Below are 22,379 nucleotides of genomic sequence, written 5' to 3' on the forward strand. Positions count from 1 at the left end.
GTAAAATAAGGATTTGGATTCTTTCAAAGCATAAAATAATGCCTATGTTTTTAGCATTTCATTTTAAGTAACATCTAAACGAACTAAGTAATCGTATATCTAACAAATGCAGGTTATCATAGTAATATGTTAGCTTATTAAGGACTAAAAACAGGATTTGTTTAATAACATAATTGGAGTAATTTTGTTAAGTAGAAACTAGATTAGCCTTATAAAATGAATTTTGAATATTGAATGTACATCATTATTTACTTTAGGCATTTTAAAGCAAATTAAAATAGACTTAAAAACATTAAAACAAGAATTTATGGAAAATAACAAAAGTAATACAGGACTTAAAGTAGGTTTAGGAATAGCGCTAGTTTTATTTTTAGCGACGGGTTTTTATACTATGAATTTATATAGCAGTAGCAAAAAAGTTCAGAATGAATTATCTGAAGAAAAGCAGTTAGTAATGAACGATTTAAATGCAATGGCAAAGCAATATGACGATGCTATTGGCGAGAACGAAATTTCTAATGGTAATTTAGTTGAAGCAAGAGCACGTATACAAGGTTTAATTGATTCTTTAAAAATATCTGAAACCAACGTAAAGAGCTTGTGGAGATATAAAAATAAATATGCATCATTACAGAAAGAAATGGACGTATTGTTGGCTCAAAATGATTCCTTAAAAGTTGAAAATTCATATTTGGCAACTTCTTTAGATAGCACACGTGTTCGTTTAGAAGAGCGCACTATTTTTACAGATTCATTATTAGTTCAAAATAATGCATTAGCCGAAGTGGTATCTAACGCAGCAATTTTAAATACAGTAGGTTTAAAAGGTTTTGGAGTTATTGAAAGAACTTCTGGAAAATTAATACCAACTGAAAGAGCAAGAAGAGCAGATAAAATTAGAGTATGTTTTACAGTAGCTAAAAATACTTTAGTACAAGCTGGAGACGAAGAATTATATGTACAAGTTATAGATCCTAAAAGCAACATTTTAGGTTTAAACGAACAAATTACTTTTGGTGAGAAAACTTTAAACTACAGTATAATTAGCAAGTTTAACTATGAAAATGCTAGTCTTAATGTTTGTGAATTTGTTACTTCTAGCACAGATTTTGAAAAAGGACGTTACATAGTAAACGTTTTTAATGAAAAAGATTTAGTGTCTAGCTCAGAGTTTACTTTAAAATAATCCATTGCATCCCTATAAAGTGAAAAAGCCTCAAACGTAAAGTTTGAGGCTTTTTTTATTCAATAATGTTTATATATATTTGAAGCATATTCTTTTTAATAAAAGGATAGTTAACTAACCAACCAAAAAAGACAGGAGAATTAATTCGCCTGTCTTTTTTTATGAGATTAAAGTATTCTATTTATTATTTAAGTCCGCCAACCATATCTTCTGGTTTTACCCAAGCATCATAGTCTTCAGCAGTAACATAGCCTAAATTAACAGCTTCTTCTTTTAATGTCGTACCATTTTTATGAGCAGTATTAGCAATTTCTGCAGCTTTATAATACCCAATTTTTGTGTTTAATGCGGTAACAAGCATTAAAGAGTTGTTTAAAAGTTTGGTAATCACTTCTTGGTTAGGTTCTATTCCGGCAGCACAGTGTTCTTCAAAACTAGCGCAGGCATCACCAATTAGTTGTGCAGATTGTAAAACATTAGCGGCCATAACAGGTTTAAAAACGTTAAGCTCATAATGTCCTTGCATACCACCAACCGAAACAGCTACATCATTACCCATAACTTGAGCGCAAACCATAGTTAAAGCTTCACATTGCGTTGGGTTTACTTTTCCTGGCATAATAGAACTTCCTGGTTCGTTAGCAGGAATAATAATTTCACCAATACCAGAACGTGGTCCAGAAGCCATCATTCTAATATCATTAGCTATTTTATTTAATGAAACAGCCAATTGTTTTAAAGCGCCATGAGTTTCTACTAAAGCATCATGCGCCGCTAAAGCTTCAAACTTATTTGGTGCCGTAACAAAAGGTAATCCTGTAAATTCTGCAATGTATTCTGCTACACGCTTGCTATATCCTTTAGGCGTATTTAATCCTGTCCCTACAGCAGTTCCGCCAAGTGCTAATTCGCTTAAATGTGCTAAAGTATTTTCAAGAGCTTTTAAGCCATGATCTAATTGTGCTACATAACCTGACAACTCTTGACCAAGTGTAAGTGGTGTGGCATCCATAAGATGCGTTCTACCAATTTTCACAACGTTTTTAAAAGCTTCAGATTTACTTTTTAAAGTGTTTCGCAACTTCTTTACGCCCGGAATAGTAGTTTCAATAATTTTCTTGTAAGCTGCAATGTGCATACCTGTTGGAAATGTATCGTTAGACGATTGCGATTTATTTACATCATCATTTGGTTGAATTGTTTTTTCGCCTTCACCTATAACTTTACCAGCTATTTGGTGTGCTCTATTAGCAACAACCTCGTTAACATTCATGTTACTTTGCGTTCCCGAACCCGTTTGCCAAATTACTAAAGGGAATTGGTCGTCATGCTTACCTTTTAAAATTTCATCACACACTTGTGCAATTAAATCGCGTTTTTCTATTGCCAATGCACCTAATTCGCAATTGGTATAAGCAGCAGCTTTTTTTAGGTATGCAAAACCATAAACTATTTCTAGTGGCATGGATGCTGAAGGACCTATTTTAAAATTATTTCTAGAGCGTTCAGTCTGTGCTCCCCAAAGTTTATCGGCAGGCACTTTAACCTCGCCCATAGTGTCTTTTTCAATTCTGTAACTCATTTTAATAATGCTTAAATTATGAAATGCTAAGGTAATTCATTTATGGTATTTTTAAAGCTGATTTTTGTTAGTTTTTAACATATAAATAACGAATTTAATTATCTAATAAGCTTTAAATCTATTAATTTAGTAGGATTAAAAATTAAGTTTAAATTTAAAACATAAATAATATGGCAACAATTAGATTAGGAGATGAAGCTCCAAATTTTACAGCACAAACCTCTGAAGGTCAAATTAATTTTCATGAATGGCTGGGGGATAGCTGGGGTATTTTATTTTCTCACCCAGCAGATTATACGCCTGTTTGTACAACAGAATTAGGTACTGTTGCAAAGTATACCGAAGAATTTAATAAGCGAAATGTTAAAGTAATGGCGTTAAGTGTTGATGGTGTAGAGTCCCACCATGGCTGGATTAAGGATATTAATGAAACTCAAAATACGACTGTTAATTTTCCAATTATTGCAGATGAAGACGGAAAAGTTTCTGAACTTTATGACATGATTCATCCAAATGCTGATAGTAAACTAACGGTACGTTCTGTTTTTGTAATTGGTAACGATAAAAAAGTTAAATTAATAATTACTTATCCGGCATCTACGGGTAGAAATTTTGAGGAGTTATTACGTGTTATTGACTCTTTACAATTAACGGCCTATCATAAAGTAGCTACACCAGCTAACTGGAAACATGGTGAAGATGTGGTAATTAGTCCAGCTATTTCAACTGCTGATGCTAAAAACATCTTTACTAAAGGGGTTAACGAAATTAAGCCTTACCTACGTATGACGCCTCAACCAAATTTAGATTAGTTAAAAACTCTGTTAATAATTTTCAACTTGATATTGTTTAAAACAAACCTTTGCATTATCTTTGTCAGGTATTTATAAAAGACAATTACAATTATGTTTGATTTTGACCAGTATTTAGGCTTTTTAGCATTTTTAGGCATTTTAACTTTAGGGTTTTGGTTAATGATTTTTTTATTAACTTTTGTTATTCCTTATTGGATAGGAGGTTCTATAATTGAAAGATTAAAGGAAATTAGAGAAGAAAAGAAGGCTAAGCGTCATGCTTAAAACATTAAATTAATATATAAAAAAAAGGGAAACTAATTTAGTTTCCCTTTTTTTGTGCTTTAAATAGAGGCTTATTCCTCAAAATCAAAGTCATTACCATTACTATTGCCACCACGTTTTTCACGTTCTTTTGTTTGCGTTTGGTTAAAGCGATGTGTAAATGATAAGTTAAAACTTCTTTCTCGACGTTGAAATTCAGAATAGCTATTGAATGTTTCTGTGTACGAGTTTGTTATTCGCTTTCTGCTGTTAAACAAATCGCTAATTGAAAAGGCTATAGATGATTTATTATTAAACAAATCCTTACTAAAAGCTAAATCAGTAGAGAATATACCTTTATTTTTATTTTGAGCATCTTCACTTGGACCACCATAAAATAATCTTGTTTGCCAATCTATATCGCCAGGTAAAGTATATTTATTGTTAAGTCTAACAAACCAACTCAAATTATTAGCATCATAAATCACGCCGTTATAATCACCTCTTGTTTTAGAGTCGAAAAGATTAAAATTACTATTTAAGCTCCATTTCTTATTTGGACGGTAGGTTACTGTGAATTCAAAGCCCATTCTGTCATTACTTGCTAAATTAATAGGTGTTCTTCTAATAACAGGTATATCTGTTCCATTTACATCAACTACTTCTCCAGAATCCTCATTTATAAATGTAAACACATCGGTAGAATGGGTATAATATATAGAAGAATTTAATGTTAGGCTACCAAGTTTATTTAAATATCCTAAATCTACCGAATTAGAATAGCTCGGATTTAAGTCTGGATTTCCTTGAAATAGGTTTGTTGCACTACTTCTTGACGGAAATGGGTTAATATAACGTGAGCGAGGTCTTCTAATTCGTCGATTATAGCCTAACGTGAAACTTTGATCTTCTGAAATTTCGTAGGCTAAATTAATAGTTGGAAAAAATTCGGTATATGTTTTTCTTTCAAACTGATTACTTGTTAATTGCTCTATTGTAATGCGCGTATCTTCAACGCGTAAACCCAATAGATATGAAAAACGCTCCTTAATTTTACTTCCAAACTGTGCATAGGCTGCATTTATATATTCTCTATAAATTAGATAATTACTTACGTCTGTATCTACAACAAATTGACCATTTTCGTTAAAAGCTAATGTGTAATCTGTGTTTAGTTCGTTAAAATTTCCACGATATCCAAATTCAATTTGGCTTAATTCTCCAAGTGGCTGAACGTAATCAGATTGTAAAAGTATTTCATTTTGAACCTCTGCCGTTTCAACATCTTCGGTGTCTATACCATTTTCATTAATAATAGCTTTTTCAACTTCTTTAGCTTGCTCATATTGAAAATCTAAAGTAAACCTGTGCTCCGAATTTCCATTAAACTGTTTATCTAAGTTAAATGAATACTGTATAGTTTTGTCGTCTTCAAATTCCGGTTCCAAACGTGTGGATTGGTTTAATAAATTGCCATTTAGGTCAAGTTCTGAAATTAAATTACTGGTATCGCCACTATTGTCGCTATCTCTATAAACTATGGAGGATGTTACAGAGGTGGTTTCATTAATATACCACTCTAAACCTGTATTAGTGGTTAACCCTTTTCTAACTCTATCAAAACTACGGATTTCATTTAAAAAAGTGTCGGGATCATTTATAGTTGTCATTAAATTATCGTCATAGTACTCATTAAAGTATTGTGTTGCAGACAATGCGTTACCAGGAGACTCCCTATAACTATAACCAGTGGTGTTAAAGAAGTTAAAATCGCCCGTTCTGTAATTTATATTGCCTGAAATTCCTGCTGAAGTTGGATAACCAACCGAAGTTGTAATAGCTCCATTCAAACCTTGTAATTTGCTTCGGCGTAAAATAATATTTAAAATTCCAGCGGTACCCTCGGCATCGTATCTTGCTGAAGGTGAGGTGATAATTTCAACCCGTTCAATAGATTCTGCTGGTAGCTGTCGTAAAGCATCAGTAGAATTTAACCCAACCAAGCCTGATGGTTTTCCGTTAATTAAAATACGTACATTATCATTACCTCTTAAGGCCACATTTCCTTCAACATCAACCGAAACCGAAGGTACATTATCCAAAACATCGCTAACCGTTCCGCCTCTTACAGTTAAGTCTTTTCCAACATTATATATTTTTTTATCAAGCTTTAATTCTACTGTAGTTCTTTCTGCAATAATTTCAACTTCGCCTAAGGATTCAGCATCAATTTCAAGATAAAATTCACCAATATTTTCAGATTTTGTTATTTTTCTATTTTGTAGAGTAATGGTTTTAAATGAAATATATTCGATTGAAATATCGTATAATCCAGAAGATACAGGAATATTAAAGAGACCTTTAATATCTGTAATGCCACCAGTTACTATTTTGTTTTCAGCTTTGCTAAAAAAGGCTATTGTTGCATATTCTAGTGGGAGGTTTGTTTCCTTATCTAAAACAACACCAGAGATGTTAACATCTTTTCCTTCTGATTTTTGAGCAAATGAAAATTGGGTAAAAAATAGTACTGATAATAGTAGTAAATAGTTTTTGAGCATGAGTTACCTTTAAAAAATTTGACTACAAATTTAACTTAAGGTTTAATGGTAATAGGTTAAAGTTATGTTAATGCTCGTGCCGATTTAGTCTATAAAATAGTTGAAATTAATTCTGTTGGTCTGCCAATAACTGCTTTATCTCCATTAATTACTATTGGGCGTTCTATTAGCTTAGGAAATTCCACCATGGCAGCAATTATTTCTGAATCGCTTAGGTCTTTATTTTTAAAATTTTCTTTCCAGATAGCTTCGTTTTTTCTAACTAAATCTATGGGTTTTATATTAAGTAACTTAATGATTTTTTTTAACTCTGAAACAGTTGGAACATTGTCAAGATATTTAACAACTTCAAAAGGTTTTCCAGATTCTTCTAAAAGGGCTAATCCGTTACGCGATTTGCTACAACGGTTATTGTGATATATTTTTATCATTATATATTTATATTAAAGGTTTTTAATTGGTGAAGAAGTTTTTCTGGTGTTTCAAAGTGAATGCCATGAATTCCTAATGTTTTGGCGGCTTCAATATTTCTTAGATTATCGTCTATAAATACAGACTTTTCAGCACTAATGTTAAAACGCTCTAAAGTTAAGGTATAAATATCCTTAAAAGGTTTTCTAGTTTTTTCTTCGCCGGAAACTAAAATGCCTTCAAACCATTGTAAAAACTCAAAACGCTTTAAAGCAATAGGGAAGGTCTCAGCACTCCAATTAGTTAAAGCAACTAATTTATAATCATTAGACGCTATACATTTTTTTAGGATGTCTACAGTACCCACAATGGCACCACCTAACATGTCTGGCCAACGCCCATAAAATAAACGAATTTCTTTCTCGTATTCAGGAAAAAGTGCAACTCTATCTTCGGTAGCTTGAGCAATAGGATAGCCAGCATCTTGGTTTTCGTTCCAATCGCTAGTGCAAATGTTATCTAAAAACCATTTTGTTTTCTCTTTATTGTTATTAAAAACATCTAAAAAAACATATTCTGGATTCCAGTCGATTAAAACCCCACCAAGATCGAAAATTATAGTGTCTATTTTACTCATAATTGGTTATCGTCTTCAACTTTTTGCCCCATAGCCATAAGATAAGCCTTTAAAAAGGCGTCTATATTGCCATCCATAACAGCATCAACATTTCCAGTTTCGTGAGCCGTACGAACATCTTTCACTAATTTATAAGGATGCATCACGTAGTTTCTAATTTGACTACCCCATTCAATTTTCATTTTTCCGGCTTCGATATCCTCACGTTGCGATAGCTGTTTTTGTAGTTCAATTTCATACAATTGCGATTTAAGCATTTGCATAGCTCTAGACCTGTTGTCGTGTTGAGAACGGGTTTCGGAACATGAAATTTGAATACCAGAAGGTTTGTGGGTAAGTTGTACTTTGGTTTCTACTTTGTTTACATTTTGTCCGCCGGCACCACTTGAACGTGCTGTTGTAATCTCAATATCTGCAGGGTTAATTTCAATTTCTATAGTATCGTCTACTAGCGGGTAAACATATACCGAAGCAAAACTAGTATGGCGTTTTGCATTGCTATCAAAAGGAGAGATACGCACTAAACGGTGCACACCATTTTCTCCTTTTAGCCAACCAAAGGCAAAATCGCCTTCTATCTCTAAGGTTACTGTTTTTATTCCGGCAACATCACCTTCTTGAAAGTTTAATTCTTTAACTTTAAAACCGCTTTTTTCTGCGTACATTAAATACATACGCATTAGCATACTTGCCCAATCGCAACTTTCGGTTCCTCCAGCACCAGCAGTAATTTGCAATACGGCACTTAAGCTATCCCCTTCTTCAGAAAGCATGTTTCTAAATTCGATATCTTCAAGTAATTCTAAGGCTTTATTGTATCGCTTTTCAACGTCTTCTAAGGTTGCTTCATCTTCTTTGAAAAACTCGTAGATGACTTCAAGGTCTTCAATAAACGTTTTTAAGGCTTTGTAATCTTGTACCCATTTTTTCTTCACACGAAGTGATTTCATAATAGCCTCAGCAGCTTTTGAATCATTCCAGAAATTAGGGTCGAAGGTTTGTTCTTCTTCGTTTTGTATTTCTATAAGTTTAGCATCTATGTCAAAGATAGTGCCTAAGTTTGTCGAGGCGGGTGTTTAGATCTTTAATTTGATCTGTTGTTATCATGGTTTTTTTATTTTAAACAAAAATAGAAAATAAGGTGACAATTTATTGAATAAAGCAAAATGAATTCTGTTTTTACAGATAAAAGAAATTAATAACCCTTTGAAGAATATTTTTGATAACGGGTAAATAAAGATGCAAGTTTGTGAGCGCAAATAACTCTTGCTTATCGTATTATTGCATATTATTAATAAGCTTAATAATTACTGATTAAAACGATGGTTTTTTCGTAATAACTTAACCTGATTATTTTATAATTACTATGAGTTTTAAAGAAAATAGAGATTTCTTTTTTGACCTTTATGAAAGTCAAGTAATTCCGGAACCTATAGATAATATTGTACATGTAGAGCAGCCAGAAAAAGTGCTTTTAAGTAATATTGATTCAAAAGAATTAATAAAGCAAAAGGGGTATTATTCTTTAAAATCGATTCCGAGGTATTTAGTTCCGTCATTTAATATTCATTATAAAACGAAACGAATAACTCAATTTCATCAAGGTTATTCTATCAAAATTGATCGAGATCATACTTCTGTAGACCCTTATGTTACGGCTCAATTTAAGAAAAAAGCTAGAGAAATTAGGCGCTATGTTAAACGCTTAGAAATGTGTTTTGATATTAATTATAAGATGCATATTGGTACGATTTCGAAAAAGGAATATAATCAATTATTTGAAGCACTTCGCGTAATGCTTCAAGAGCGATTTATGCAGAAAAAAGAGATAAATGATAGATTATTGGAGTGGGATAGACTTTATAAGATATTTTTTATGCTTATAAATGAAAATAAAGCTTCTATTTTTGTTGTTTACGAGTCTGGTAAACCAATATCTATTTCCTTAAATTATATTTTTGGAGATTTTTATTTTAATGCCATAGCGTCTTACAATCTAGATTACTCCAAGTTTGGACTAGGGAATGTAATTATCTATAAACAGCTAGATTGGTGTATAATCAATAAATTTAAGCATTACGAAATGGGTAGGGGAGATTATGACTATAAGAGAAGGTGGAGTAACCAAATTTATATCTTAGATCATTTTTTAGCAATTCCGAAGAAATCAAATTTTAAATCAGCTTTAGCCTTTAAAATTGAAGGTTTTAAAATTCAATTTTTTGAATTTTTGCGTTCTAAAAAGTTAAATCTGATTTATAATACTATGAAAAATAAACTACATTTTATAAATACAGAAAAACTAGAATCAGAATATCTTTACAGTGCTTTTAATGACGCGGAAGCTCTAAAAAGCATGGAAGTATTAAATGATGAGCAAAATGATTATTTAAAATTGATGAAGCCTATTAACGACTTTTTATTTTCTAATTCAGCTCATAAAAGCCTATTAAAAGTGTATAAAACGCCCAATAAATCAGAATTTATATTGGCAATTAAAAATAAGTTTCAAAAAGTTAACTTGTTATAAATCAGGCCTGTTTTTATGAAAAAGAATTTAAATAAATTAAATTTATTTTTAGAATTATTTCAAAAAGGACAAATTCCTAATTGTTATTTGGAAATAAAAAATAGAGGAGAGAATATCTTAAAAAATAATATTAAAGATGAGAAAAAAAATAGTTTAGTTCATTCTCATAGTTTATGTCCAAACTATCTAGAATATTTGGTTAATGAGGATGTATACAAGTTAACTAAAGTTAAGCAGGCTAATAAGGGATACGCTATTGATATTTCGGAAATAAAAAATATACAAGCCTATATGGAGAGCCATATGAGTCGTAGTTTTAGAAAAGCAATCAGACAATCTGTTAGGCGTTTGGAAGATGGTTTTAAAATAAGCTACAGAATGTTGGGGCATAATATTTTAGAATCAGATTATATTTCTTTATTTGACCAGTTAAGGGAAATGCTAGATAAAAGGTTTGAGCAGAAAAATGAGAAGGACGAAAAGTTAAGCCAATGGTTGCAAATAAAAAATGATTTTTACGAGAGTTTAAAAAATAAGAAGGCAAACATTTTTGTAATTTACAATGCTGATATACCAATAAGTATTTCACTGAACTACTTGTCTAATAATATGATTTTTTGTTGGATTTCTTCATATAATACCGATTATGGAAGGTTTAGTTTGGGGCATGTAGACCTTTATAAGCACGTAGAGTGGTGTTTTGAAAACAATTACGGGCTTATAGAATTAGGATATGGCGATCACGATTATAAATCGAAATGGAGTAATATTGTTTATAATTTTGAGCATCATGTTTTAAGTAAAAGAAATTCTTTTAGTGGTTTTATTTTAGGTAAAATTGAATATGGCAAAGTCTATTTAAAGGAATTTTTAAAGCATAAAGGGGTTGTGGTTTTTTTGAAAAGTTTAAAAAAATCTAATTAGTTGTTATAAACCTCTTTTTTCTTAATTAAACAAATAAAAGTCCTAGGTTAATTTAAAATTTATGTCAAACTTGAATACTAATAGAATTAATTTATATGATGATCTTTTTGAAAGGCAAGTTATTCCTGATTGTATTATAAAAATTGGTTACAAGGATAATGACATTATACTTTATAGTAATTTTAAGAAGGCTATTGAACAAAAAAATATATCAATTCAAATTGTACCAGAGTATTTAAATATTAGCTATCAAGACCATTTAACAAATAAGGTCATTAATGAATATCGGTTGGGGTATGCCTCAAAATTAAAGGGGTTTAAAGATATTAATAGCTATGTACGTAGTCAATATGGTAAAAATGTAAAACCTATATTAAAAAACATTAAACGTTTAGAAATGTGTTTTAATGTTAATTATGTTTTCTATCATGGTGAAATTGAAAAAGCAGAATATATCTTATTGATGGAAGCTCTTCGAAACATGTTAATCAAAAGATTTAAACAAAGAAATGATGCTAATTATCGTTTAGGTGAGTGGGAAAAGTTAGTTGAAAGTACCTATAAACTTATAAAAATAAAAAAGGCATCTCTTTTTGTAATTTATAATAATAATGAACCTATTCAAATCAATGTTCAATACCATTTTAAAGATATTTTAATTGGGTCTATAGCGTCTTATAATATAGACTATCAGGTGTTTGGTTTAGGAAATACTGGGGTTTATAAGCAAATAGAGTGGTGTATTGAAAATAACTATTCTATATACGACCAAGGACATGGTGATTTGGAATACAAGCGGAGGTGGAGTAATTTAATTTATAACTTTAAGCATCACGTTGTGTATAATAAAAGTGATTTGAAACCTATAATTATATCAAATATAGAAGTTTTAAAAGTTCGATTAAAAGCGTTTTTAAGAAAGAAACAAGCTGTTGAAACTTTAAAAAAAATTAAAAGTAATTTTTCAAAAGGAGCACAAAGCATAAAGACTTCAGAGAAAAGCTTTGAAGTTTTAGAGTTTGATAATTTAAAAGATGAAATTAAAACATTTGCTTTAATTAATTGGAGAGCTCCAGAGTATCAGTTTTTAATGAAGAATATATGTAATTTCTTGTACTATAAATTCGAACATTACAATAATATTGAGATATACCAGCACAAATCAGAAAGCAAAACCTTCGTTATAAAAGGAAAAAGTACTTTTCAAAAAGTAGTGTTTCACTAAAATAGTTTTATTGTCTACTTAGACGATTACAGCAGCACTTATCTCAAAACATTTTATTTTAAATTTTAGTCTTCTGGTTTAATTTAGGACCTTTTAACTATATAAACTATTTTTTTAATGAATTTTAGTTCGTTAAAATTTATTTTATAATTTCACAGATATATTTAATGTATGATTATAGATTTAAGAAGTGATACCGTAACGAAACCTTCAAAAGAAATGCTGGAGGCAATGATGGAGGCTCAAGTAGGCGACGATGTGTTTAGGGAGGATCCAACAATTAATAAATTAGAGAAGCTTATTTCTGAGATGTTTGGAAAAGAACAAGCTTTGTTTTTTCCTAGTGGCACTATGGCAAATCAAACTGCTATTAAATTGCATACAACACCTGGAGATCAAGTAATTTGCGATAAATACGCCCATATTTTTAATTATGAATCTGGTGGTGCTGCATTTAATAGTGGTGTGTCTTGTAATTTGATTAATGGAAATAGAGGGATGTTTACAGCTAAGCAAGTTGAAGAAGCTATAAATCCAAATGCTTATTATTATAGTAAAACAGCGTTAGTTGAAATTGAAAACACCACAAATAAGGGTGGTGGAGCATGTTGGGATTTTAAAGAAATCCTAAAGATTAAGCAAGTTTGTAAAGATAATAAATTAGGTTTTCATTTGGATGGTGCACGTTTATGGCATGCCTTAATTTCTAAAAATGAAACTACTAAACAATATGGTGAAGTATTTGATACTATATCTGTTTGTTTAAGTAAAGGCTTGGGAGCACCAGTAGGCTCTGTGTTAGTTGGAGATTCCGCAATCATGTCTAACGCACTTAGAGTTAGAAAAATTTTTGGTGGCAATATGAGGCAAGCGGGATATTTGGCAGCAGCTGGATTATATGCTTTAGAAAATAATATATCGCGTTTAAAAAGTGATCATGAAAAGGCAAAGGAAATTGGAGCGACCTTAAAGTGTTTGTCGATAATTAAAAAAGTAGAACCTATTGAAACTAACATTGTTATTTTTCAATTAAAGGAAGATATTGATGAGCAACAATTTGTAAACAAACTAGCTGATAAAAACATTTTTATTATAAGTATGGGAAGTAGAAAGCTAAGAATGGTAACACATTTAGATTATACAGATAACTTGCACGAAATACTGTTAAAACAGCTAAGACTTATATAATAAGTTATCGGAGTATAGAATTAATAGTAAATTTTAAAAAAAAAAGAGGAGCTAATTTAGCTCCTCTTTTAATTATGTGTTTACACCAAAAATATTAATGATGATGACTGTAATATCTACATTTGCTGTAGTATTTACAACCCCAGTGTCTGTAACATTTAGGCTCTGGTTTAACGTACTCACATAGCTCACCACCATTACTGCTAGCTCCACTAATTACGTTAAATACACCTTTTTCGTATCCAGGTCCAATATTAACATCACAATCAGTATCTATTGTAGTATAATAACAGTTGTTAATGTAGATGTAAATTTTTGATCCAAAAGTACCATCATGGTTCGCACCACTTATACTGATAGTTTCACCTGGCTGTACACTTCTGTTACAGTAAATTCTTTTACCGTAGCAAGTGTTTTCATCTCTTTGTACAATGTCAATTTTCTTAGCACATCCCCAATCGAATTCTAATTCTAATTCAGTAACTTCTCCGTCACAATCACTACAAACTTCTTCTTTTTCAGGAACGTCAACAGTAATAACAAGAGATTGAGAAGTTTTAGATGCAAGAACGATAGCTATTTTTTGTCCACATTGTGGTACAAAACCTTCACCAGCCTCAGCAGCAGCAACTAACTCTAAACCTAAACTTTCGTTATAAGTTTTGTCGTTATCCCATTGATCAATAGGGTCGCAAGAAAGGTAGTCACAATCGTTAGTACAGTTGTTTCCTTCTCCTTCAATAATTTGCCATATAGCCCATTGAACGTGTCCGAAAGTATAAGTTCCACCAAGTGGGCTTTCAGTACCAATAATATCTTGGTTTAATAACCAGTTAATTCTATCAAAATCAGATGCATTTTCAAATAAAGGAACTCCAGCACTTTGCTCTAATCCGCTTAAGTCTTCATAACTAGAATAAACATCATATGTGTAAGTAGAAAGACCTATAAAGCCTTCTAAATCTACACAATAAGCATCGTAATCTGCTCCAGCTAATGAACCATCAGCAATATCTAATCCAATAAATGCTCCTCCTGTAGAGCTACATTCAGGATCTTTAGTTGTAATAGTTACCGTTTCAGGTAAATTTAATTCAAATCCTTCGATATCTGGTTCACATGATGATGAACCTCCAGAATAAGACTTACTCACAAGAGAGAAAGAAAGGTCTTGAGCAGGCATTTCAGTTGTAAGATCATTGTTTAATACAAATGTTTCATCTTCTTCGCCATCAGAAACTAAAATTTCGTTTTCTAAGGCTAATTCGTCTAACACTACTTCTTCTTCAGAAAGAGCAGAAGTGTCTTCAGTTACTGTCTCATTTTGACAGGAAGCAAATGCTACGAGCATTGCTAGTAATAAAATTTTGGTAAGATTTTTCATAATATAATATTAGTTTTTACAATTTACATGTACAAAGATATTAGAAGTACCGATTGCGTGTTGTTTTTTTAGACTAAGTACCAAACTATTAGTTTTATGAATTTTTACTTACAACTTGTCGGTTTTATTTACTTTTCATAAGGAATTTTAACTTTAAATTATGAAGTTAAAAACAATTTTATTATGAATTTAACGTTTTATAGAACTCTATTTGAAAATAAATTATTAAAAGCCAATTTTATTTGAATATATAATAAGGATCTGTTTTTTACTTAAACATGTCCATACCAGGAATATTGGGCATGCCATCCTTGGCTACAGCCGCCAATTCTGTCTCATTTATTTGAGTTGCTTTCTCAATGGCCTTATTTAAGGTTATAACAAGATAGTCTTCCAATTGCTCTTTATCTTCAAGCAACTCATTATCAATTTCAATAGATTTTATTGTTCTATTGGCTGTTAAAGTTACTTTTAGCTTGCTGTCGTTACTCGATTCATCAATTAAAACGGTATCTAAGCGCTTCTTTGTAGCTTCAACTTTCTTCTGGGTTTCTTTAAGTTTACCCATCATATTCATTATATCTCCAAACATAATTTTATATATTAATTATTTTAATACAAAGCTATTTAAATTTTCTATTTTTGGAAGCTTATATTTTATGAATTAATACGCTTTAATTGAAAAACAAAAATCAATATCCAGTAGCACAGAAAATAGCCAAAGAATTAACAATTCATGACGACACACGAATTGATAATTATTATTGGCTTAATGATAAGGAGAACCCAGAAGTAATTGAGTATTTAAATGCGGAAAACGCTTTTACTAAGTCTATGCTTAAGCATACAGAGGAATTTCAGAAGACTTTGTTTGAAGAAATGAAAGCCCGAATTAAAGAGGATGATACATCTGTACCTTATAAATTAAATGGGTATTGGTATTTAACTAAATACGAGACAGGTAAGGATTACCCTATTTACGTGCGTAAAAGAGATACTTTAGATGGCGAGGAGGAGTTGCTTTTTGATTGTAATGTTATGGCAAAGGAGCACTCATATTTTAATTTAGGAGGTATTTCTATTAGTCCAGATAACAAATTAGCAGCTTTTTCTACCGATACTGTTAGCCGACGCCAATATACTATTCAAGTAAAAAACTTAATTACAGGTGAGATTTATTCGGATAAAATAGTAAACACAACAGGTAGTGCTACTTGGGCGAATGATAATAAGACTTTGTTTTATGCCATGAAAGATGAAGTAACCTTGCGCTCTCATAAAATATATAAGCATAAACTACACGCTGCAAACGATTCAGATGAAGTTGTATTTCATGAAAAAGATGAAACATTTAATACCTTTATATATAAGACAAAATCAAAAAAGTATTTAGTTATAGGGTCTTCAAGTACATTGTCTTCTGAATATCGATTTTTAAATGCTGATACACCAGATGGCGATTTTAAAATTTTTCAAAAACGGACAAAGGATTTAGAGTATAATATAGCCCACTATAATGATAGTTTTTACATTATTTCTAATATTGATAATGCTACAAACTTCAAGATTTCTACGTGTAATGAAACTAATACCGGCAAGGGGTTCTGGAAAGATGTTATTCCGCATAGAAAATCTGTGTTAATTGAGGATATAGAGATTTTTAAAGATTATTTAATCGTTAATGAGCGCGAAAACGGACTTAATAACATTAGGATAATTAGTTGGGATAAAAAGGAAGACTATTATTTACCGTTTAATTCAGAAACCTACACTACATATATAGGTAATAATCCCGATTTTGATAGTGATTTATTACGCTATGGATACAATGCCTTGGACACTCCAGGTTCTGTTATTGATTATAATTTAAAGACAAAGCAAAGTGAAGTAAAAAAAGAACAGGAAATTCTTGGCGGAGCATTTAAAAAAGAAAATTATGAGTCTAAACGTATATGGGCAACAGCTTCCGATGGTGTAAAAATCCCTATATCGCTAGTATATAAAAAAGGCATAAAGCTAGATGGTTCAAACCCTGTTTTACAATATGCTTATGGTTCTTATGGTTCAACTATCGACCCCTCATTTTCAAGCGTGCGATTAAGTTTGCTCGATCGTGGTTTTATTTATGCCATTTCACATATTAGAGGAGGAGAGTATTTGGGGCGCGAATGGTATGAAAATGGGAAATTACTCAACAAAAGAAATACGTTTACAGATTTTATAGATTGTTCTAAGTATCTAATTCAAAAAAAATATACATCTAACAAGCATTTATACGCTTACGGAGGATCGGCAGGTGGTTTGTTAATGGGAAGCATTATTAATATGAATCCAGAGCTGTATAATGGTGTGTTGGCCGCTGTGCCGTTTGTAGATGTGGTTACTACAATGCTAGATGATTCTATTCCTTTAACAACAGGTGAGTATGATGAATGGGGTAACCCAAATCATCCAGAGTACTATAGTTACATGAAGTCGTATTCTCCTTATGATAATGTTGAAGCTAAAAACTATCCTAATATGCTTGTTACTACAGGTTTGCACGATTCGCAAGTGCAGTATTGGGAACCAGCAAAATGGGTTGCGAAATTAAGAGAATTAAAAACAGATTCAAATAAATTATTGTTTCATATTGATATGGATTCTGGACATGGAGGAGCCTCCGGACGTTTTGAAAGTTTAAAGGAATTAGCCTTAGAGTATGCGTTTTTACTAGATTTAGAAGGAATTTGTGGTTAATAAAAAAAAAAGTTTTATTTTTGTCCGGTTTAAATTATGATTAATTGCATAATTATGATTTATAAAAAGCTTATATGAAAAACAGAAATCAAGTATTTGATAATGTATTAGATTTGGTAGGCAACACTCCGCTTGTTAAACTAAATAGAATAGCTTCCAAGTTTAAAGGTAACTTTTACGCAAAAGTTGAATCTTTTAACCCAGGACACTCATCTAAAGACAGAATAGCACTTTATATTATAGAAGAAGCCGAAAGAAAAGGAATTTTATCTCCAGGTGATACCATTATAGAAACCACCTCTGGTAATACGGGATTTAGTATTGCAATGGTTAGTATCATAAAAGGGTATGATTGTGTTTTGGCAGTAAGTTCTAAATCGTCGCCAGACAAAATAGATATGCTAAAAACAATGGGAGCAAAGGTTTATGTTTGTCCAGCGCACGTTAGCGCAGACGACCCAAGATCCTATTACGAAGTAGCTAAGCGTTTACATAGCGAGATTAAAGGTTCGGTTTATATTAACCAATACTTTAATCAATTAAATATTGATGCGCATTATAGATCTACAGGTCCAGAAATTTGGAATCAAACTGAAGGTAAAATAACGCATTTAGTAGCGTGTAGTGGAACAGGTGGTACTATTTCTGGTACAGGAAAGTATTTAAAAGAGCAAAACCCAAATATAAAAATTATTGGAGTTGATGCTTTTGGTTCTGTTTTAAAGAAATATCACGAAACTAGAGAGTTCGACGAAAAAGAGATATATCCATATAGAATTGAGGGGTTAGGGAAAAACTTAATTCCTTCTGCCACAGATTTTGATGTTATAGATGAGTTTATAAAAGTAACAGATGAGGATAGTGCCCATACAGCAAGGTTAATTGCTAAAAAAGAAGGTATGTTTGTAGGATATACTTCTGGAGCTGCTACCCAGGCATTACTTCAACTTGGCGACGACGGATTGTTTAAAAAAGATGATTATGTAGTTGTTATTTATCCAGATCATGGCGCTCGCTACATGAGTAAAGTGTATAGTGATAAATGGATGAGCGATCAAGGTTTCTTTGATAGCGTAAACGAGGCGGCTGCAGAAAATATACAATACATTAAATAATAGAATTATTAGGATATAAAAAGAGGTGATATTTTGCTAAAATGGTAAAATATTACCTTTTTTTGGTTTTGTTAATAATTGAGCCTTAAAAATTATGCTCAAACCATATAAATATTTAATTTTGCAGTTACTAACTAAATACTAAAAGCTTCTTTAATTTTAAGCATATCTTGTTTAATTCTCTTTAAAAGCGATTAACTAGTTGTAGTTATGTCTTAATTTTAATAGCAATACGATTATAATAAATGAAAGATTTATTCGAAAAAATTTACAAAGACAAAGGGCCATTAGGTAAATGGGCGTCACAAGCAGAAGGTTACTTTGTATTTCCTAAGTTAGAAGGAGCAATTTCTAACCGTATGAAATTTCAAGGAAAAGATGTTATTACTTGGAGTATTAATGATTATCTAGGTTTAGCAAATCATCCTGAAGTACGTAAGGTTGATGCTGAAGCAGCTGCTGAATATGGTTCTGCTTATCCAATGGGGGCTAGAATGATGTCTGGTCACACAGATTTACATGAAAAACTTCAAAATGAATTAGCATCATTTGTTAGCAAAGAAGCGGCTTATCTTTTAAATTTTGGTTATCAAGGTATGGTGTCTACTATAGACGCATTGGTAGCTAAAGATGATATCATTGTTTATGATGTTGATGCGCACGCATGTATTATTGATGGTGTTCGTTTACATATGGGAAAACGTTTTACCTATAAGCACAACGATATTGTTAGTTTAGAAAAGAATTTAGAGCGTGCTACTAAAATGGCAGAACAAACAGGTGGAGGGATTCTTGTAATTTCTGAAGGTGTTTTTGGAATGCGAGGTGAGCAAGGGCGCTTAAAAGAAATTGTAGCACTTAAAAAGAAATTTAATTTCAGATTATTTGTTGATGATGCTCATGGTTTCGGAACTTTAGGAGCAACAGGAGCAGGTGCAGGTGAAGAGCAAGGTGTTCAAGGTGATATTGATGTTTATTTTGCAACTTTTGCGAAGTCTTTAGCGAGTACTGGAGCTTTTATTGCAGGAGATCAAGAAATAATTGATTACTTAAAATATAATTTACGTTCTCAAATGTTTGCAAAATCTTTGCAAATGCAATTGGTGGTTGGTGCACTTAAGCGTTTAGAAATGCTTAAAACTATGCCTGAGTTGAAAAACAAATTATGGGAGAATGTTAATGCATTACAATCTGGTTTAAAAGAGCGTGGTTTCGATATTGGTACAACTCAAAGTTGTGTAACTCCAGTATATTTAAAAGGAAGTATTCCTGAGGCCATGGCTTTAGTAAGAGACTTACGTGAGAATTACGGAATATTCTGTTCTATAGTGGTTTACCCAGTTATACCTAAAGGGTTAATTTTGCTTAGATTAATACCTACAGCAACACATACTTTAGAGGATGTTTCGGAAACTCTAGATGCTTTTGATGCGATTAGAGACCGATTAGAAAACGGAACATACAAGCGTTTATCTGCAGCTTTAATTGCTGCAATGGGCGAGTAGATTAATACATATATTTATGAAAAAATCCGATTCAATTTTGAATCGGATTTTTTTTATGCAAGATTTTTTCTGAATGTTTTTCGTCGTTTATAAACTTCTGGCGAAAAGTGTTTCCATATTTTATGAATGGCTTCGTTATCTTCTAACTCCGGAGTTCTGTAGCAAGTTTCTATGCCCTTAGCTTTAAAGGTTTCGTAGTATTCGTTAAATATTACAGCATGAACACCTTTATTTTGGTAGTCTGGATGAATGCCTATTAAATAAAATATAACGTCTTTACTATTCTTTTTAGCATTTAATATATGTCTAAATCCAAATGGAAATAATTTACCATTCATTTTCTGTAAAGCTTTCGCGAAAGCGGGCATAACAATAGCGAAACCAATCATTTTATCGTCTTTATCTACAACAAATTTGATGTATTCAGGATTTATAAAACTTATAAATTTCTTTTTAAAATAGGCTTTTTGTACCTCATTAATAGCAACAAAAGAAGACAGGGATGCGTAGCTTTCATTAAATAAATCGAACATTTTATCTGCATAGGGCATAACCTCTTCTGTAGTTGTTAATTTTAAAGCTTTAAGTTGATAGCGTCGTTTAATAAGTTCTTGTGCTTTTTTGAAAAACTCTGGCTTCACATTTTCAAAAGGAAATTTACTTTCAGAATATGATTTTTCAACCACGTAACCAGCATCCCTATAATGTTTAGCATAGTAGGCATAGTTGTACCACGTTACCATTGGTGCTATAGAATCGAAACCTTCAGTCATTACACCAACTTTATCTAAATTAGAAAATCCTACAGGACCTTCTATATATTCCAAGTTATAAGCTTTTCCTATTTTTTCTACTTCATTTAAAAGTGCTTTAGATACGTCTTGATCATCAATAAAATCAAACCATCCAAAACGCATTTTTTTTATTTTCTGCTCCTTAATTTCTAACCAGTTTACTATAGCAGCTATTCTACCTACTATAACACCGTTTTTGTATGCTAAAAACAGTTGTGCTTCTGCATCATCAAAAACTGGGTTTTCTTTTTTACTAAAGGTTTTTATTTCTTGGCTAATAATAGGAGGAACCCAGAATTCTGAGTCTTTATAGAGCTTAAAAGGAAACTTTACAAAAGCTTTTAGTTCCTTTTTATTTTTTACTTCTTTAAGTGTTATCATATATTTTGGTTAGCAATTAATGAGTTTAATCATCAAAATCTACGTCTTTCTTTTTGCGTTTATTAATTTTTTCAGGATTATCTGCTTCTTTATTCTTTTTCTTCTTTTTTCCTTTAGCTTTTGGTAATTGAAATCCGCCTTGATCTTCAGCAGACGTGCCGTTGTCAATCTCTTTATCTTTATGGAAATCTAAGCGATACGACGCTCCAAAATTAACACCAAATATCGATGGTGTGTCTTTAGTATTAAAGGTTGCGGCGGTGTCTAATTGAAAGTTTTTAGATAATAAATAAGCGCCACCAAACCTAAAAAGATTGTCTGCATAAAAATCACTATGTATGCCTTGTGTTTCACCAAAAACAACCCATTTAGGACTAAAGGAGTGTGTTAAAGTTAAGATATATTGAAAATCAGATTGTTCTGTTCCAATTCTGTCTTTTATTAAATTCATTACAAACACCCATCCTCCAGAAAAATTGTTTTGCGTAGCAATCATTACTTTAGGGCTGAATCCTTCAATACCAGAATAGGTATAAGGATTAGGTTTTGTGTCGTAATTTGCTCCTAAGTATACAGATACGGCAGGAATTAAAGTTTTCCATTTAAATTGTCTATTAGCTTTCCAACTGTAAAGGTTAGGTTTATCCTCTTCAGCGTTCTTATAAGGGTCGTATACAAGGTATTTAGCGCCTATAGCCAAAAATTTAAAATTACCTCGATCTTGATCAGAAGAAAAATTGGAAGCAAATGATTTTGTGTCATTTTGGTAGGTACCTTCAATATTTAATTCTAATTCTTCAAATAATAATCCGTATCGTGCGGCAAAATCAACTCCAAAACCAGAAACTTCATAAGCTGTTGCTGGTGTTCTTTCTTCCTTAACACTATAAGGTCCTATTTCTAATTGTGCCACATTGGTACCTACAGAAAAAGCACTTCTAGATACTCCAGGTCTATTAGAATTAATTACATCTGTATATTGACAAAATGCCTGAGTGGTTACTAGGCATAGCAGGAAAAACAATTTAGATTTTATTGGGGTCATAATACTAAGGTTTAATTATTTCTTTAATAAAATGTATTAAAGGTTGTCAAATATAGATATTTTATGCTTTTTTTATCATTCTTGAGCCTTTTTTAAACAGATAGAATTGTATTT

Annotated in this window: 19 protein-coding genes; 10 read left to right on the forward strand and 9 right to left on the reverse strand. The window is 31.6% G+C overall.

The window, feature by feature from the left end; genetic code table 11:
- Positions 1 to 307: 307 nt before the first annotated feature.
- Positions 308 to 1,186, forward strand: a complete 879-nt coding sequence (locus AAFN75_RS14990) for a chromosome partitioning protein ParA (RefSeq protein WP_411807104.1) — start codon at positions 308 to 310, stop codon at positions 1,184 to 1,186.
- A gap of 184 nt (positions 1,187 to 1,370) precedes the next feature.
- On the opposite strand, the gene fumC is transcribed toward AAFN75_RS14990, so the two are convergent.
- Positions 1,371 to 2,768 carry a class II fumarate hydratase gene (fumC, locus tag AAFN75_RS14995; RefSeq protein WP_411807105.1) on the reverse strand — a complete coding sequence of 466 codons (1,398 nt, stop codon included), beginning with the start codon at positions 2,766 to 2,768 and terminating at the stop codon, positions 1,371 to 1,373.
- 170 nt (positions 2,769 to 2,938) lie between these two features.
- On the opposite strand from fumC, the gene AAFN75_RS15000 reads away from it, so the two are divergent.
- Positions 2,939 to 3,580 carry a peroxiredoxin gene (locus AAFN75_RS15000; RefSeq protein WP_411807106.1) on the forward strand — a complete coding sequence of 214 codons (642 nt, stop codon included), beginning with the start codon at positions 2,939 to 2,941 and terminating at the stop codon, positions 3,578 to 3,580.
- A 93-nt stretch (positions 3,581 to 3,673) separates the two neighbouring features.
- The gene (locus tag AAFN75_RS15005; RefSeq protein WP_172625840.1) at positions 3,674 to 3,847 is read left to right on the forward strand and encodes a hypothetical protein; all 174 of its coding nucleotides are present in this window, start codon (positions 3,674 to 3,676) and stop codon (positions 3,845 to 3,847) included.
- Positions 3,848 to 3,918: 71 nt separating this feature from the next.
- Here AAFN75_RS15005 and AAFN75_RS15010 read toward each other — a convergent pair whose 3' ends face one another.
- The 4 genes from AAFN75_RS15010 to prfB all read right to left on the reverse strand — a co-directional run bounded on the left by AAFN75_RS15010 (position 3,919) and on the right by prfB (position 8,542).
- Complete coding sequence (locus AAFN75_RS15010) at positions 3,919 to 6,387, reverse strand: TonB-dependent receptor domain-containing protein (protein WP_411807108.1); 2,469 nt, start codon at positions 6,385 to 6,387, stop codon at positions 3,919 to 3,921.
- Positions 6,388 to 6,476: 89 nt separating this feature from the next.
- A complete protein-coding gene (gene arsC / locus AAFN75_RS15015; protein WP_411807109.1) occupies positions 6,477 to 6,818 on the reverse strand; it encodes an arsenate reductase (glutaredoxin) in 342 nt (113 codons plus the stop codon).
- Positions 6,818 to 7,435 carry an HAD family hydrolase gene (locus AAFN75_RS15020; RefSeq protein ID WP_411807110.1) on the reverse strand — a complete coding sequence of 206 codons (618 nt, stop codon included), beginning with the start codon at positions 7,433 to 7,435 and terminating at the stop codon, positions 6,818 to 6,820. The genes arsC and AAFN75_RS15020 overlap by 1 nt, the downstream gene beginning before the upstream one ends.
- A protein-coding gene (gene prfB / locus AAFN75_RS15025; protein ID WP_411807111.1) for a peptide chain release factor 2 occupies positions 7,432 to 8,542 on the reverse strand; the annotation gives its coding sequence in 2 pieces (ribosomal slippage) (positions 7,432 to 8,478 and positions 8,480 to 8,542; 1,110 coding nt in all). The genes AAFN75_RS15020 and prfB overlap by 4 nt, the downstream gene beginning before the upstream one ends.
- Positions 8,543 to 8,801: 259 nt before the next feature.
- On the opposite strand from prfB, the gene AAFN75_RS15030 reads away from it, so the two are divergent.
- The 4 genes from AAFN75_RS15030 to AAFN75_RS15045 all read left to right on the forward strand — a co-directional run bounded on the left by AAFN75_RS15030 (position 8,802) and on the right by AAFN75_RS15045 (position 13,302).
- Positions 8,802 to 9,965: a GNAT family N-acetyltransferase gene (locus AAFN75_RS15030; protein WP_411807112.1), complete on the forward strand. Its 1,164-nt coding sequence runs from the start codon at positions 8,802 to 8,804 to the stop codon at positions 9,963 to 9,965.
- 15 nt (positions 9,966 to 9,980) lie between these two features.
- Positions 9,981 to 10,889, forward strand: a complete 909-nt coding sequence (locus tag AAFN75_RS15035) for a GNAT family N-acetyltransferase (protein WP_411807113.1) — start codon at positions 9,981 to 9,983, stop codon at positions 10,887 to 10,889.
- A 61-nt stretch (positions 10,890 to 10,950) separates the two neighbouring features.
- A complete protein-coding gene (locus AAFN75_RS15040) occupies positions 10,951 to 12,114 on the forward strand; it encodes a GNAT family N-acetyltransferase (RefSeq protein WP_411807115.1) in 1,164 nt (387 codons plus the stop codon).
- A 171-nt stretch (positions 12,115 to 12,285) separates the two neighbouring features.
- Positions 12,286 to 13,302, forward strand: a complete 1,017-nt coding sequence (locus AAFN75_RS15045; RefSeq protein WP_411807116.1) for a threonine aldolase family protein — start codon at positions 12,286 to 12,288, stop codon at positions 13,300 to 13,302.
- 94 nt (positions 13,303 to 13,396) lie between these two features.
- Here the strand turns inward: AAFN75_RS15045 and AAFN75_RS15050 are convergent, their stop codons facing one another.
- Together AAFN75_RS15050 and AAFN75_RS15055 are read right to left on the reverse strand one after the other, a co-directional pair.
- Positions 13,397 to 14,686, reverse strand: coding sequence for a hypothetical protein (locus AAFN75_RS15050; protein ID WP_411807117.1), 1,290 nt, complete (start codon positions 14,684 to 14,686; stop codon positions 13,397 to 13,399).
- 268 nt (positions 14,687 to 14,954) lie between these two features.
- Positions 14,955 to 15,278 carry a YbaB/EbfC family nucleoid-associated protein gene (locus AAFN75_RS15055; protein WP_411807118.1) on the reverse strand — a complete coding sequence of 108 codons (324 nt, stop codon included), beginning with the start codon at positions 15,276 to 15,278 and terminating at the stop codon, positions 14,955 to 14,957.
- A gap of 86 nt (positions 15,279 to 15,364) precedes the next feature.
- Between AAFN75_RS15055 and AAFN75_RS15060 the strand changes: the two genes are divergently transcribed.
- The 3 genes from AAFN75_RS15060 to AAFN75_RS15070 all read left to right on the forward strand — a co-directional run bounded on the left by AAFN75_RS15060 (position 15,365) and on the right by AAFN75_RS15070 (position 20,045).
- Complete coding sequence (locus AAFN75_RS15060; protein ID WP_411807119.1) at positions 15,365 to 17,425, forward strand: S9 family peptidase; 2,061 nt, start codon at positions 15,365 to 15,367, stop codon at positions 17,423 to 17,425.
- Positions 17,426 to 17,499: 74 nt separating this feature from the next.
- On the forward strand, positions 17,500 to 18,540 hold the full coding sequence (locus AAFN75_RS15065; protein WP_411807120.1) for a PLP-dependent cysteine synthase family protein: 1,041 nt from the start codon (positions 17,500 to 17,502) through the stop codon (positions 18,538 to 18,540).
- A gap of 245 nt (positions 18,541 to 18,785) precedes the next feature.
- A complete protein-coding gene (locus AAFN75_RS15070) occupies positions 18,786 to 20,045 on the forward strand; it encodes an aminotransferase class I/II-fold pyridoxal phosphate-dependent enzyme (protein ID WP_411807121.1) in 1,260 nt (419 codons plus the stop codon).
- A gap of 53 nt (positions 20,046 to 20,098) precedes the next feature.
- Here the strand turns inward: AAFN75_RS15070 and AAFN75_RS15075 are convergent, their stop codons facing one another.
- Both AAFN75_RS15075 and AAFN75_RS15080 read right to left on the reverse strand, forming a co-directional pair.
- Positions 20,099 to 21,220, reverse strand: coding sequence for a GTP cyclohydrolase (locus AAFN75_RS15075; protein ID WP_411807122.1), 1,122 nt, complete (start codon positions 21,218 to 21,220; stop codon positions 20,099 to 20,101).
- Positions 21,221 to 21,245: 25 nt separating this feature from the next.
- Positions 21,246 to 22,265 carry a transporter gene (locus tag AAFN75_RS15080; RefSeq protein WP_411807123.1) on the reverse strand — a complete coding sequence of 340 codons (1,020 nt, stop codon included), beginning with the start codon at positions 22,263 to 22,265 and terminating at the stop codon, positions 21,246 to 21,248.
- Positions 22,266 to 22,379: the final 114 nt, after the last annotated feature.

It is taken from the genome of Algibacter sp. AS12, from assembly GCF_046736315.1.
GTDB lineage: Bacteria > Bacteroidota > Bacteroidia > Flavobacteriales > Flavobacteriaceae > Algibacter_B > Algibacter_B amylolyticus.